Below are 13,147 nucleotides of genomic sequence, written 5' to 3'. Positions count from 1 at the left end.
GGCCCCTCCGGCAACGGACCCACCGGCCGCACCACCTCCCCCGGCACCCCCAACGGCTCCCGACTCGTCGCCAGCACCGTCACCCCGGGACAGCGGGCGAGCAGCAGCTCGGTCAGCGCGGCGGCGGCGCCGACGACGTGCTCGCAGTTGTCGAGGAGCAGCAGGAGCCGGCGGCCGGCGCACTGTTCGACGAGGCGGTCGAGGGGGTCCTCGCCGAGGCGCAGTTCCTCGGCGCCCGCGCCGAAGAGGACGGTCTCGCGCCCGCCGAGCGCGCCGAGCACGGCCTCGGTGACGGCCTCCGGGTCGGTGACGGGGGCGAGTTCGACGAGCCAGACGCCGTCGGGCCAGCAGCCGCCCGCGGCGGCCCGTTCGGCGGCCTCCTGGGAGAGCCGGGTCTTTCCGGCGCCGCCGGGGCCGAGCAGGGTGACCAGGCGGTCGGTGGTCAGGGCGTCCTGGAGCGCGGAGATGTCGTCCTCGCGGCCGACGAAGCTGGTGAGCCGGGCGCGGAGGTTGCCGGTGACGGGCCGGGGGTGTACGGGGGCGGGGGTGGCGCCGGGAGCGGTGTCGCGGGGCGCCCGCGGCGCGGCCTCGGGGGCCTCCTCCGGGGCGGCCAGCAACGCGGCGTGCAGGGCCCGGAGTTCGGGCGAGGGGTCGGCGCCGAGGCGGTCGGCGAGAGAGCGCCGCACCTCGTCGTACGCGGCGAGTGCCTCGGACGGGCGGCCGGTGTCGCGCAGCGCGCGGATCCGCAGCGCCTGCAGCGGCTCGTCCAGCGGGTGCTCGGCGGTGAGCGCGGCCAGCTCCGGAAGCACGGCGGCGGCCTCGCCGAGCGCGAGCGCGGCGGCGCACCGGGCCCGGCGGGCGTCGAGCCGGCGGGCCTCCCATCGGGCGGCCTCGGCGGTGCGGTCGGGCAGGTCGGCCAGGGCCGGGCCCTTCCACAGGGCGAGCGCCTCGTCGAGCAGCGCGGCGGCCGGTCCGGGCCGGCCCGCGTCCAGCTCGCGCGCGCCCTCGGCGGCGAGCCGGGCGAAGCGGTGCGCGTCCACGTCGTCGGGGTCGGCGGCGAGCCGGTAGCCGCCCTCGGTGGACTCCACCCGCTCGTGTCCGAGGGCCCGGCGCAGGCGTCCCACGAGCGCCTGGAGCGCGGCGACCGCGTCGGCGGGCGGCTCGGCCCCGGCGCCCCAGACCTCGTCCACGAGCACCCCCACCGGCACCGGGCGCCCGGCCCGCAACGCGAGCACGGTGAGCAACGCCCGCACCCGCGGACCCCCGACCGCGATGCCGCCATCTGCCGTGTGGGCCTGCGTGGGCCCGAGGACGCTGTAACGCACGCCCCCATTCTCCGGGTCGGGGAGGGGAAACGGGTGCCGGGGGCCGCCGGGCCGGGCCGTGGTCCGGGGGCCGGGCGCGGAACCGCGGCGGGGTCCCGGTACGTTTCCCGCACGCACGCACGCGTGCGCGAAGCAGGCAGCACGGGGCCGCACACCGGCGGCACGCACACACGCAGTACGCACACACACGCAACGCGCGCGCACGGTACGGAGCCGGGCGCGGGCCGGCCACGGGGAGCGCAGTCCATGTCCACGACCACCCATCGCCACGACGAGCGGCGGATCAGCCCCGTCTTCCTGGCGATCCTCGCGGTCATGGCCGTCACCGGCTGGGCCGTGTGGACGGACTTCGCCGCCTCCCCCGGCCTCGCGGTCTTCCTCTTCGTGGCCTCGGCGTGGATCGTCTCGCTCTGTCTGCACGAGTACGCGCACGCCCGCACCGCCCTGCACGGCGGCGACATCACGGTGGGCGCCCGCGGCTATCTGACGCTCAACCCGATGGCGTACACGCACGCCGTGCTGAGCATCGTGCTGCCCGTGCTCTTCGTGATCCTGGGCGGCATCGGCCTGCCCGGCGGGGCCGTCTTCATCGACCGCGGCCGGGTGCGCGGGCGCTGGAAGCACAGCCTGATCTCGGCCGCCGGTCCGCTGGCGAACGTGCTCTTCGCCGCCGTCTGCACCGCGCCCTTCTGGCTCGGCGCGCTGGACGGGGTGCCGGTGACCTTCCAGTACGCGCTGGCGTTCCTGGCGTTCCTCCAGGTGACGGCCGCGATCCTGAACCTGCTGCCGGTGCCGGGCCTGGACGGGTACGGCGTGGTGGAGCCCTGGCTCTCGTACACCATCCGGCGCCAGGTCGAGCCGGTCGCGCCGTTCGGCTTCTTCATCGTGATCGGCCTGCTCTACGTCCCGGCCGTCAACGGGGCCTTCTTCGACCTGGTCGACACGGTCATGCAGGCGCTCGGCGTGCCGGACTCCTCCAGCGCCTGCGGCTTCGACCTCTTCCGCTTCTGGCGCGAGACCCCGGAGTTCTGCCAGCCGGCCTAGGCCGTGCGGGGGCCGGTCAGCCCTGGGTCTGCTGCTCCGCCGTGGCGCGGGCGCGCTTGAGGTAGAACCAGGCCATGTTCGAGGACAGGCCGGCGAGCAGCACCCACACGATGCCGATCAGGTTGCCCTGGACGAAGGAGAAGACGGCCGCGACGACCGCGAGCGCGCAGACGACCAGGGCGTAGAGGGCGAGACGGGGCATGGGGGTCGGCTCCTGTCCGGAAACGGCGTTTCGTGCCCGTCCAGTGTCCCCCATGCCCCGGTCCGGGCCGGGACCGGCTCAGACGTCGGTGACGCGCAGGCCCGCGTGGGCCTTGTAGCGGCGGTTCACCGAGATCAGGTTGGCGACGAGCGACTCGACCTGGTGGGCGTTGCGCAGCCGGCCGGCGAAGACCCCGCGCATGCCGGCGATGCGGCCGGCGAGGGCCTGGACGATCTCGACGTCGGCGCGGACCTCGCCGAGGACCATGACGTCGGTGTCGATCTCCTCGATCGTGGGGTCCTGGAGCAGCACCGCCGAGAGGTGGTGGAAGGCGGCGGTGACCCGGGAGTCCGGCAGCAGCGCGGCGGCCTGCTCGGCGGCCGAGCCCTCCTCGGGCTTGAGGGCGTAGGCGCCCTTCTTGTCGAAGCCGAGCGGGTTCACGCAGTCGACGACGAGCTTGCCGGCGAGCTCCTCGCGCAGCGACTCCAGGGTCTTGGCGTGCCCGTCCCACGGGACGGCGACGATGACGACGTCGCTGCGGCGGGCGCACTCGGCGTTGTCGGCGCCCTCGACGCCGAGGCCGAGCTCGGCGGCGGCGGCCGCGGCGCGGTCGGCGGCGCGCGAGCCGATGATCACCTTCTGGCCGGCCTTGGCGAGCCGGTAGGCGAGGCCCCGGCCCTGGTCGCCGGTGCCGCCGAGGACGCCGACGACGAGGCCGGAGACGTCGGGCAGGTCCCAGGGGTCCTTCGGGGCGGGGGTGGCGGTGGTGGAGGAAGTCATGGCCCGACATTACTGGCCGGTCGCCCCGGGGGACCCCGTCCGGGTGAGGCCACCCGGGTTCGGGCCCGCGGGGCGGGCGGCTCGGGCAGCATGCGGGGGCATGGACGCCGTACGTGTCGCGCTGCTGCGCGAAGTGCTCGCCGGGACCGAGTGGCCGGGCGCGGCCCGCCGGTTCGCCGGGTCGCTGCGCTCCTCGGTGCTGCCGCGGGGCGGCGGGCTGCTGCTGGTGGGAACGGTGGAGTACGAGCCCTGGCACCTGGCCGCGCACCTGGTCGACGAGGCGGCCTGGTCGGGCCGTCCCGAGCTGGCCCCGACCCTGGTCCGGCACCGGACCCGCCCGGGCGACCCGGCGCACCTGGCGGTCGGCCTGGGCCGGATCGAGTCGGCGGGCCGCGGTTCGACGCTGCTCGCGGTGGCCCCGTCCCGGCCCGACGCGGGCCTGCTCGAACGGATCCACGACGCCCGCCGGGCGGGGGCGACGGTGCTCTCGCTGACCGCCGGCGAGGGCGAGCTGTGCGGGCTCGCGCACGAGAGCCTGGCGGTGCCGGCGGACGCCGGCGTGGACCTGGACACCGTGCAGCACCTGGTGAGCGCCGCGACCGGCGAGAACTGCCTCCCGCCGGCCCCGCGCGGCCGCCCGGCGTTCCGCGACCGGCTCTCCCGCCTCGCGGACCGTCTGACGGCGCCGCCGCCGGCCCGCTGGTGAGCCCCGCCCTCAGGGCCCGGGCCGCGCCCCCTGTCGATGGTGGTGGTGGCCGGGGAGGCGGTGGTGGCGGTGGCTGAGCGCGGAGACGGCGAGGGTGGTCAGGACGAGGACGCCCGCGGTCTCCACGACGGCGGTCGGCCGCACCAGGTCGGCGTCCGCCGACTCCTCGAAGCCGAACAGGCCGGTGGTCAGGCTCAGGAAGAGCGCGCCCAGGGTGCCCGCGGTGAACAGGGCGGTGGCGGTGGCCACCAGGCCGAGCCAGTGGTACGGGGTGACGAGCAGGGCGAGGGCGAGCAGACAGCCGAGGACGCCGTTCAGGAGGAACAGGGGGCCGACGGTGGCCAGGTCCCGGTAGCCCTCGGCCCACAGGTGGAGGTGGATCGCGCCCGTCGTCGCCGTCAGGGCCGCGGCGGCGATCCGCAGCACCAGCACGGCGGTGCGGCGGGTCCGTTCAGTAGCCATGGCCGGGAGCGGTGGGAGAAGGGGCGTCGGGCTGTTCGGCCGGGGTGCCGGACACGGTGATCGCGGTCTTCATGCCCTGGTCCTCGTGACCGTCGACGGGGCAGTAGACCTCGTAGGTGCCGTCCTTCAGGGTCACGGTGAACGTGGTGGACTCGCCGGGGCCGATGGTGTCCGAGCGGTTCTCGCCGCCCGGGCCCTCGATCTCCAGGGCGTGGTCGTGGTGACCGGTGTTCTTCAGGACGAAGGCGTACGTGCCGGGGGTGAAGGTCTTCTGGGACAGCGTGATCCGGAAGTCGGCCAGGTCCGTGGTCACCTTGGTGGAACCGGCGGGCGGCGGGGCGGTGGTGCCGTCCTCGGAGCCGCCGCCGTCGCCGTTCCCGCAGGCGGCGAGGAGGCCGGCCAGCGCGGCGGCCGGCAGCACGAGCAGCGCGCGGGTCCGCGCCCGGGTCCCCGCGCGCGCCCGGGTCCGGCTCGGGGTCCGGTTCCGGCTCCGGTTCCTCGGCTCGGTCATCGCTCGGCCCTCCGGCTCGGTGCTCCGGTCCCCCACAGGGGATACGGGCCCGGCGCGCCCCGGGATTGCGGGCCGGCCCGACGGCGGCGGGCCGACGGGGGCCGCCGGGCCCCCGGGCGGAGAATGGGAGCACGGCCGGGCCGCGGGCGATCCCTTCCGGGGCGCCGGACGTATCCACGGGTGTGGGACGCATGGGCCTTCCGCTGGAGCGGGTTCCCGACGAGGCACTGCTCTCCGGTCTCGCGACCGGCGATCCGGAGATCGCGGTGGCGTTCGTGCGCCGTTTCCAGCGCCCGGTCTACGGGGTCGCGTTCGCCGTCCTGGGCGATCCGCGGCTCGCCGAGGACGTGGCCCAGCAGACCTTCGAGCGGGCCTGGCGGCACGCCGCCGTGTACGACGGGCGGCGCGGCTCGGTGCGGACCTGGCTGACGACGATCGCGCACCGCCTGGCGATCGACGCGGTACGGGCGCGGCGCGCCGTCCCGGTGGCCCCGGAGGACCTGGAGGCGCTGGTGGGGATCGTGACGGAGACGCCGGAGCGGCGGGCGCTGGCCGACGAGGCGGCGGAACGGGTCCGGCGGGCGGTGGCCGCGCTGCCCCGGGAGCAGGCGCGGGCGCTGGTGATGGCCGGGATCTACGGGATGACCGCGCGGGAGGTGGCCGTCTTCGAGGGCGTGCCGCTGGGCACGGCGAAGACCCGGATCCGGGCGGGGACGATCAAGGTGCGGGCGCTCCTGGAGGGCGAGAGCGAGGGAACGCGGTGAACGGCTCCGGCCCGGACTGCGGGCGGCTGCGCGAGGGCGCCGCCGAGCTGGCGCTGGGGATCCTGCCGGCCCGCGAGCGCGCGGCGGCGGTGGCCCATCTGGACCGGTGTCCGGACTGCCGGGCCCACGTGGCGCGTCTGACGGCGGTCGGCGACGGGCTCCTCGGGCTGCTGCCGGGCACCGAGCCGCCGGCGGGCTTCGAGAGCCGCGTGCTCCGGACGGTGGCCCCACCGCCGGAGACGGCGGGCGCGGCTGCGCCGCCGGCCGATCCCGTACGGGCGGGCCCGCCGCGGACCGGCGTCGTGCCTCCCGGGCCGGGGCCCGCGTCCCCGGTGCGCGGCCGGCGGCGGGCCCGGCTCCGGCGGGTGCGGCTCGCGCTCGCCGGGGCGGGGGCCGCGGTGGCGCTGGGGTTCGGGGGGTGGGCGGTCGGCGGCGTGGTGGCGGGCGCGCCGAGCGGAGTGGTGGCCCCGGACGCGCGGGTCCTGGAGGCGGAGCTGGTCGCGGGCGGGAGCCCGGTGGGCCGGATCTACGCGCACCCGGCCGAGGGCGGTGGGGAGGGCTGGGTCTCCATGGCGGTCGACCTCGGCGACCGGGCCGCCGCCGGTGACGGCCCGGTGCGGTGCCTCCTGGTCCGGACGGACGGCTCGGTCGTGGCCCTCGGCTCGTTCGCGCTGCACGGGGGCGAGGGCTACTGGGGCGCGCCGGCCCCCGTCGGCCCGGAGGCGCCGGCCGGGGCCCGGCTGGTGGCCCCCGATGGCACGGTGCTCGCGACGGCCCGCTTCACCGCCTCGTGAGCCCCGCCCGTGGGCCCCGCCCTGTGAGTCCCGCCCTGCCGGGCGGCCCCCGGGTCAGGGGGTCGCGGTCCCGGTCCCGGTCCCCTCGCCGTCACCGTCGCCGTCGCCCGCCCGTTCGTGCCAGCGCGGGTCGGTGTCCCACTCCAGGTTCCGCTCGCGGGCGGTCTCCATGGCGTGGGCGGCCTCCTCCGGGGAGGCGTAGGGGCCGAAGCGGTTCTTGGCGGGGCACTCCGGGCCCTCTTCGACCTTCTTGTGCTCCAGGCAGTAGTACCACTCGCCCGGCTTGCCGGCCGTACGCTTCTTGAACAGGGCCATCTCGGCTCCTTCCTCCGTCACCATGCTGCCCCAGACGCGGTCGTTAGACTCGCTGACATGTCTGGCCAGTCGCTTCTCGTTCCGGGGGAGCTGTCCCCCCACCGTTCCGTTCCGGGGTCCATCCGCCGCCCCGAATACGTCGGAAAGCCCGCCCCCGCCCCGTACACCGGTCCCGAGGTGCAGGACGCCGAGACCATCGAGCGGATGCGGATCGCCGGCCGCCTCGCCGCGCAGGCGATGGAGGAGGCCGCCAAGCACATCGCGCCCGGTGTGACCACCGACAAGCTGGACGAGGTGGCGCACGCGTTCCTGTGCGACCACGGCGCCTACCCGTCCACCCTCGGCTACCGCGGCTTCCCGAAGTCGCTGTGCACCTCCGTCAACGAGGTCATCTGCCACGGCATCCCCGACTCGACGGTGCTGCGCGACGGCGACATCGTGAACCTGGACGTGACGGCCTTCATCGGCGGCGTCCACGGCGACAACAACGCCACCTACCTGTGCGGCGACGTGGACGAGGAGTCCCGGCTGCTGGTCGAGCGCACCCGGGAGGCGCTGAACCGCGCCATCAAGGCGGTCCGGCCGGGCCGCCAGGTCAACGTCATCGGGCGGGTCATCGAGTCGTACGCCAAGCGCTTCGGCTACGGCGTGGTACGGGACTTCACCGGGCACGGCATCAACTCGTCCTTCCATTCCGGACTGATCATTCCGCACTACGACTCGCCGCACCACACGACGGTGATGCAGCCGGGCATGACCTTCACGATCGAGCCGATGCTGACGCTCGGCACCCACGAGTACGACATGTGGGACGACGGCTGGACCGTGGTGACCAAGGACCGGAAGCGGACGGCGCAGTTCGAGCACACCCTGGTGGTGACCGAGAACGGGGCGGACATCCTCACGTTGCCCTGACCCGTCCGAGGGGTAGCGTTTTTACCGACAGGACGTCGGGAACCGGTTGACTTAGGCAAGCCTAAGTGGGCACGATCGACACGGTTCCCGACCCCCGCGGTCACCCCACGGTCCCGACGGTCCCGGAGGCACGCCTTGGACACGCCCTTCTCGACGCTCATCCGTACGGCCTCGCAGGAGCAGCACACGGAAGCCGAGACGTCGACGTTCATGAGCGACCTCCTCGGCGGACGCCTGGGCGTGGACGCCTACGCGCGCTACACGGAGCAGCTGTGGTTCGTGTACCGGGCCCTGGAGGACGGCGCGGAGGCGCTGCGCTCCGACCCGGTGGCGGGGCCCTTCATACGGCCGGAGCTGTTCCGCACGGCCGCCCTGGAGCAGGACCTCGCGCATCTGCGCGGCCCGGACTGGCGGGCCGGGGTCTCGGCCCTGCCGGCCACCGAGGCGTACGCGGCGCGGGTCGCCGAGTGCGCCCGCCGCTGGCCCGCGGGCTACGTGGCCCACCACTACACGCGCTACCTGGGCGACCTGTCGGGCGGTCAGATCATCCGCGACCGGGCCGAGCGCACCTGGGGCTTCGCGCGCAAGGGCGACGGCGTGCGCTTCTACGTCTTCGAGGACATCGCCAACCCGGCGGCGTTCAAGCGGGGTTACCGGGAGCTGCTGGACGCGGTGAACGCCGACGACCTGGAGAAGCAGCGGATCGTCGACGAGTGCAAGCGCGCCTTCGACTTCAACGGCGCGGTGTTCCGCGAGCTGGCGGGCGAGTTCCCGCTCAGCGCGGCCTGAGGCGCCCCGGGGGGCTCAGAGGGTCAGGGTCAGGGTCCGCTCCAGGCGGACCCGGCCGCCGAGTTCGATGACGCCGTCGGGGCCGGGCGCGGTGAGCAGCTGGGAGCCGCGCCCCTGGGTGATGTTGAGGGCGCGGCCGAGTTCGGCGGTGAGCAGCAGCGCGGCGGCGCCGGTGGCCTCGTCCTCGTCGATGCCGTCGCCGCGCCCCGGGAAGCCGCGCGCCCTGACCCGTCCGGCGGCCTCGTCCTCCCAGGCCCAGGCGTAGATCCACTCCCCCGGCGCGGGCACCGTCAGCGCGTCGACCTCGGCGGCGGAGCCGTACTGCCGCAGGGTGCGCGGCGGCGCCCACTCGGCGCGGGCCTCGATCCAGGTGAACTCGCCGTCCCCGCGCACCCACACCTCCCCGGCCGGCGGGCACACCAGCTCCAGGTCGAGCAGCCAGGCGGTGCCGACGAGCGGATGCCCGGCGAAGGGCAGCCGGACGCCGGGCGTGTAGATGTCGACGACGCCGCGCTCGGGGTCGTCGACGAACACGGTCTCGCTGAACCCGAGCTCCTTGGCGAGCGCCTGCCGCCCCGCCTCGTCGGGCCGCGCGCGCCCGTCCCGCACGACGCCGAGGGCGTTGCCGTGTCGCCCGTCGCCGGCGCAGAAGACCCGCAGGACGTCGATGTCAGTCGTGTTCATGGCGGAATTCAAGCATCCACGCGCCCCCGTCCGCCGGTCCGCCGGGAATCGGCCGGACGCGGGGGCCGTCTCGCCGCACGGAGGAGCCAGCGGCCTCCCAGGAAGGGCCCCGGGCTACCCATCCGTAGCACGAATCGGGTCAAACCCTCCCCCTTGACCGTCCCTTGACCGAGCCGTGAAACACCCATGAGCCTGCCGTGACCGCACCGTGTCCGGTTCGCCGGACCTGAGAGCTGAATCACTGGACGGGCGGGTATCGCTCAGGTAAGCCTCGGTTAAGTTAGGTCCGCCTCACCCCGTCCCCAGCGTTCCGTCCCCGAGTGGAGCCCTCATGCGAGCCGTCCGCCTCTCCGTCGTCACCGCCGCCGCGACCGCGGCGACCCTGGCCGCCGTCACGGGGTGCGCGCAGAAAAGCGACGCCTCCTCGGACTCCAACGGGGCGATCCAGGTGATCGCGAAGGACGACTCCTGCGAGGTGTCGGACAAGCAGTTCCCGGCCGGGCACGTCGAGCTGGCGGTGGAGAACCGCGGCAGCAAGGTCACCGAGGTCTACGTCCTCTACCCGGACGACCGGATCGTGACCGAGCGCGAGAACATCGGCCCCGGCACCAAGGCCACCATCACCGCCGAGATCAAGGCCGGCGACTACGAGATCGCCTGCAAGCCCGGCATGAAGGGCGACGGCATCCGCCAGAAGGTCACCGCCACCGGCGCCAAGGGCGCCAAGCGCTCCCCGGAGATGGACACGGCCGTCGCCGCCTACCGCCAGTACGTGCAGGCCCAGGCCGACGAGACGCTGCCGAAGGTGAAGGTCTTCACCGACGCCGTCCGCGCCGGTGACGTCGAGGCCGCCAAGAAGGCCTACGCCGAGTCCCGCATCGGCTGGGAGCGCACCGAGCCGGTCGCCGAGTCCTTCGGCGACATCGACCCCAAGGTCGACGTCCGCGAGGACGGCCTGGAGGCCGGCCAGGACCCGGTGAAGGACTGGACCGGCTGGCACCGCCTGGAGAAGGCGCTGTGGCAGGACAAGAAGATCGGCGACCGCGAGAAGCAGCTCGCCGACCTCCTCGACAAGGACCTCGCCGACTGGGTGAAGCGGGTCGGCAAGGCCGACATCACCCCGACCTCGATGGCCAACGGCGCCAAGGAGCTCCTCGACGAGGTCGCCACCGGCAAGGTCACCGGCGAGGAGGAGCGCTACTCGCACACCGACCTGGTCGACTTCAAGGCCAACGTCGAGGGCGCCCAGAAGTCCTACGAGCTGCTCAAGCCGGTCGCGCAGAAGAACGACCCCAAGCTGGTCGCCGAGCTCGACAAGCAGTTCGCCGCTCTGAACACGCTGCTCGACAAGTACCGCACGGACAAGACGAGCTACGTCTTCACCTCGTACGACAAGGTCGCCGACGCCCAGCGCAAGGAGCTGTCGGACGGCGTCAACGCCCTGGCCGAGCCGCTCTCCAAGCTCGCCGCCGCGGTCGTCAAGTAAACAGTCGTCGAGCAAACAGCAGAGAGCGAAGGGGAGGGCCCTGGACATGAGCGAGGACACCACCACGGCCGGCACCGCGGCCGCCCCGGCACCCGAGGGCGCCGGGGACACCCGGGTCGCCGCGCGGCCGGAGGGCTCCGCGCCCTCCCGCCGCGCGGTCATCGGCTGGGGCGGCGCCGGGCTCGCCCTCGGCGCGGCCGCCGCGGGCGGCGCCGTCGCGCTGGCCCGGGGCCGCGAGGACGACACCGCGCCGGTCGCCGACAGCGGCTCGGCCGTCCCCTTCCACGGCGTCCACCAGGCCGGCATCGCCACCGCCGTCCAGGACCGGCTGCACTTCGCCGCCTTCGACGTGAAGACGAAGGACCGCGCGGAGCTGGTCCAGCTCCTGAAGGACTGGACCCGGGCCGCCGAGCGGATGACCGCGGGACACGAGGTCGGCGAGGGCGCCTACGGCGGCCTTCCGGAGGCCCCGCCGGACGACACCGGCGAGGCCCTCGGCCTCAAGCCCTCCCGGCTCACCCTCACCATCGGCTTCGGCCCCTCCCTCTTCGACGGGCGCTTCGGGCTCGCCGGCAGGCGGCCCGCGGCCCTGGTCGACCTGCCCAAGTTCCCCGGCGACAACCTCGACCCGGCCCGCAGCGGCGGCGACCTGTGCGTGCAGGCCTGCGCCGACGACCCGCAGGTCGCCGTGCACGCCATCCGCAACCTCGCCCGGATCGGCTTCGGCAAGGTCGCGGTGCGCTGGTCCCAGCTCGGCTTCGGCAAGACCTCGTCCACCACCCCGGACGCGCAGACCCCGCGCAACCTCTTCGGCTTCAAGGACGGCACCCGCAACATCGCCGGCACCGAGACCGACCGCCTCGACAAGCACGTGTGGGTGTCCGGCAAGGACGCCCAGGGCCCGGCGGCCTGGATGGACGGCGGCTCCTACCTGGTGGCCCGCCGCATCCGGATGAACATCGAGACCTGGGACCGCACGCCGCTCGCCGAGCAGGAGGACATCTTCGGCCGGGACAAGAAGGAGGGCGCCCCGGTCGGCAAGGCCAAGGAGCACGACGAGCCGTTCCTCAAGGCCATGAAGCCGGACTCGCACGTGCGCCTCGCGCACCCCGACTCCAACGGCGGGGCGACCATCCTGCGCCGCGGCTACTCCTTCACCGACGGCACGGACGGCCTCGGCCGCCTGGAGGCCGGCCTCTTCTTCCTGGCCTACCAGCGGGACGTGCGCACCGGCTTCATCCCGGTGCAGACCTCGCTGTCCCGCAGCGACGCGCTCAACGAGTACACCCAGCACGTGGGTTCGGCGATCTTCGCGGTCCCGCCCGGCGTCCGGGACAAGGACGACTGGTGGGGCCGGGAGCTCTTCGCGTAGCTCGGAACTCGGAGCTCCCGGAACGCTCGGGGCTCTCGGGACTGTCGTAACTCCGGAAGGAAACCGCCGTGTTCGGCAACTATCTGATCGGCCTGCGCGAGGGGCTCGAAGCGAGCCTCGTCGTCTGCATCCTCATCGCCTACCTGGTGAAGACCGGGCGCAAGGACGCCCTGCGGCCGATCTGGATCGGCATCGGCGTCGCCGTCGGGCTCGCGCTCGCCTTCGGCGCCGGACTCGAGTTCGGCTCGCAGGAGCTGACCTTCGAGGCGCAGGAGCTGCTCGGCGGCTCGCTGTCGATCCTCGCCGTGGTCCTGGTCACCTGGATGGTCTTCTGGATGCGGCGCACCGCGCGGCACCTCAGGGCCGAGCTGCACGGCAAGCTGGACGCGGCGCTGCGGATGGGCACCGGCGCGCTGGTCGCCACCGCCTTCCTCGCCGTCGGCCGCGAGGGCCTGGAGACCGCGCTCTTCGTGTGGGCCTCGGTGCGCGCCTCCTCCGACGGCACCTACGCGCCGCTGGCCGGCGTGGTCCTCGGCCTGCTCACCGCGGTGCTGCTCGGCTGGCTGTTCTACCGGGGCGCGCTGAAGATCAACCTGGCCACGTTCTTCACCTGGACCGGCGGCATGCTGGTCGTCGTGGCGGCCGGCGTCCTCGCGTACGGCGTGCACGACCTCCAGGAGGCCCGCTTCCTCGGCGGCCTGGAGAACAAGGCCTTCGACATCTCCACCACGGTCCCGCCGGACAGCTGGTACGGCACGCTGCTCAAGGGCGTGTTCAACTTCCAGCCCGATCCGACGGTCGTTCAGGTCACGGTGTGGGCGCTGTATCTGATCCCCACGCTCGCCGTCTTCCTGGCCCCGGTAGGGTCGGGTCCGTCCCAGCGGGTGGAGAAGCAGAAGGCGACCGGGAGCGATGAGCAGGCTGAGGCGAACCGGGTGGACGAGGCCGAGGCGACCGGCTGACACGCCGCCGTCCGGAGCGGTCGGACCGGTCCGGAC

16 protein-coding genes are annotated in these 13,147 nt (G+C 74.3%); 9 read left to right on the top strand and 7 right to left on the bottom strand.

Annotation, left to right across the window (positions count from 1 at the left end):
- Positions 1-1,325: BTAD domain-containing putative transcriptional regulator (locus tag ACIGW2_RS30515; RefSeq protein WP_399847159.1), on the bottom strand; the 1,325-nt coding region annotated here is incomplete at its 3' end.
- A 246-nt stretch (positions 1,326-1,571) separates the two neighbouring features.
- Here ACIGW2_RS30515 and ACIGW2_RS30510 point away from each other — a divergent pair.
- The gene (locus tag ACIGW2_RS30510) at positions 1,572-2,369 is read left to right on the top strand and encodes a site-2 protease family protein (protein WP_391654434.1); all 798 of its coding nucleotides are present in this window, start codon (positions 1,572-1,574) and stop codon (positions 2,367-2,369) included.
- A gap of 16 nt (positions 2,370-2,385) precedes the next feature.
- Here ACIGW2_RS30510 and ACIGW2_RS30505 read toward each other — a convergent pair whose 3' ends face one another.
- Positions 2,386-2,625 (bottom strand): hypothetical protein, encoded by a 240-nt coding sequence (locus tag ACIGW2_RS30505; protein WP_391654433.1) that lies wholly within the window; start codon positions 2,623-2,625, stop codon positions 2,386-2,388.
- 24 nt (positions 2,626-2,649) lie between these two features.
- Complete coding sequence (gene npdG / locus ACIGW2_RS30500; RefSeq protein ID WP_356076571.1) at positions 2,650-3,351, bottom strand: NADPH-dependent F420 reductase; 702 nt, start codon at positions 3,349-3,351, stop codon at positions 2,650-2,652.
- Between the two features lie 100 nt (positions 3,352-3,451).
- On the opposite strand from npdG, the gene ACIGW2_RS30495 reads away from it, so the two are divergent.
- The gene (locus ACIGW2_RS30495) at positions 3,452-4,057 is read left to right on the top strand and encodes a hypothetical protein (protein ID WP_361587271.1); all 606 of its coding nucleotides are present in this window, start codon (positions 3,452-3,454) and stop codon (positions 4,055-4,057) included.
- 9 nt (positions 4,058-4,066) lie between these two features.
- On the opposite strand, the gene ACIGW2_RS30490 is transcribed toward ACIGW2_RS30495, so the two are convergent.
- Together ACIGW2_RS30490 and ACIGW2_RS30485 are read right to left on the bottom strand one after the other, a co-directional pair.
- A complete protein-coding gene (locus ACIGW2_RS30490; RefSeq protein WP_391654432.1) occupies positions 4,067-4,519 on the bottom strand; it encodes a hypothetical protein in 453 nt (150 codons plus the stop codon).
- Positions 4,509-5,030 carry a plastocyanin/azurin family copper-binding protein gene (locus ACIGW2_RS30485; protein WP_391654431.1) on the bottom strand — a complete coding sequence of 174 codons (522 nt, stop codon included), beginning with the start codon at positions 5,028-5,030 and terminating at the stop codon, positions 4,509-4,511. The genes ACIGW2_RS30490 and ACIGW2_RS30485 overlap by 11 nt, the downstream gene beginning before the upstream one ends.
- Positions 5,031-5,221: 191 nt before the next feature.
- On the opposite strand from ACIGW2_RS30485, the gene ACIGW2_RS30480 reads away from it, so the two are divergent.
- Complete coding sequence (locus ACIGW2_RS30480; RefSeq protein ID WP_391654430.1) at positions 5,222-5,794, top strand: RNA polymerase sigma factor; 573 nt, start codon at positions 5,222-5,224, stop codon at positions 5,792-5,794.
- Positions 5,791-6,588 (top strand): hypothetical protein, encoded by a 798-nt coding sequence (locus ACIGW2_RS30475; protein WP_399847157.1) that lies wholly within the window; start codon positions 5,791-5,793, stop codon positions 6,586-6,588. The genes ACIGW2_RS30480 and ACIGW2_RS30475 overlap by 4 nt, the downstream gene beginning before the upstream one ends.
- A gap of 54 nt (positions 6,589-6,642) precedes the next feature.
- Here ACIGW2_RS30475 and ACIGW2_RS30470 read toward each other — a convergent pair whose 3' ends face one another.
- A complete protein-coding gene (locus ACIGW2_RS30470) occupies positions 6,643-6,903 on the bottom strand; it encodes a hypothetical protein (protein WP_391654428.1) in 261 nt (86 codons plus the stop codon).
- A gap of 57 nt (positions 6,904-6,960) precedes the next feature.
- On the opposite strand from ACIGW2_RS30470, the gene map reads away from it, so the two are divergent.
- A complete protein-coding gene (gene map, locus ACIGW2_RS30465) occupies positions 6,961-7,818 on the top strand; it encodes a type I methionyl aminopeptidase (protein ID WP_361587280.1) in 858 nt (285 codons plus the stop codon).
- A 135-nt stretch (positions 7,819-7,953) separates the two neighbouring features.
- Entirely contained in the window at positions 7,954-8,607 is a 654-nt protein-coding gene (locus ACIGW2_RS30460; protein ID WP_391654427.1) for a heme oxygenase (biliverdin-producing), read from the top strand.
- A gap of 15 nt (positions 8,608-8,622) precedes the next feature.
- On the opposite strand, the gene ACIGW2_RS30455 is transcribed toward ACIGW2_RS30460, so the two are convergent.
- Complete coding sequence (locus ACIGW2_RS30455) at positions 8,623-9,291, bottom strand: PhzF family phenazine biosynthesis protein (RefSeq protein ID WP_391654426.1); 669 nt, start codon at positions 9,289-9,291, stop codon at positions 8,623-8,625.
- A gap of 331 nt (positions 9,292-9,622) precedes the next feature.
- On the opposite strand from ACIGW2_RS30455, the gene efeO reads away from it, so the two are divergent.
- From efeO to efeU, 3 genes are all read left to right on the top strand, one after another.
- The gene (gene efeO, locus ACIGW2_RS30450; RefSeq protein ID WP_391654425.1) at positions 9,623-10,777 is read left to right on the top strand and encodes an iron uptake system protein EfeO; all 1,155 of its coding nucleotides are present in this window, start codon (positions 9,623-9,625) and stop codon (positions 10,775-10,777) included.
- Between the two features lie 46 nt (positions 10,778-10,823).
- Positions 10,824-12,149 (top strand): iron uptake transporter deferrochelatase/peroxidase subunit, encoded by a 1,326-nt coding sequence (gene efeB / locus ACIGW2_RS30445; protein WP_392176946.1) that lies wholly within the window; start codon positions 10,824-10,826, stop codon positions 12,147-12,149.
- 68 nt (positions 12,150-12,217) lie between these two features.
- The gene (gene efeU, locus ACIGW2_RS30440) at positions 12,218-13,111 is read left to right on the top strand and encodes an iron uptake transporter permease EfeU (protein ID WP_391654423.1); all 894 of its coding nucleotides are present in this window, start codon (positions 12,218-12,220) and stop codon (positions 13,109-13,111) included.
- Positions 13,112-13,147: the final 36 nt, after the last annotated feature.

This window comes from Streptomyces sp. NPDC053541 (assembly GCF_044544705.1).
Classification (GTDB): domain Bacteria; phylum Actinomycetota; class Actinomycetes; order Streptomycetales; family Streptomycetaceae; genus Streptomyces.
This window is presented reverse-complemented; position numbering and strand designations above follow the sequence as displayed.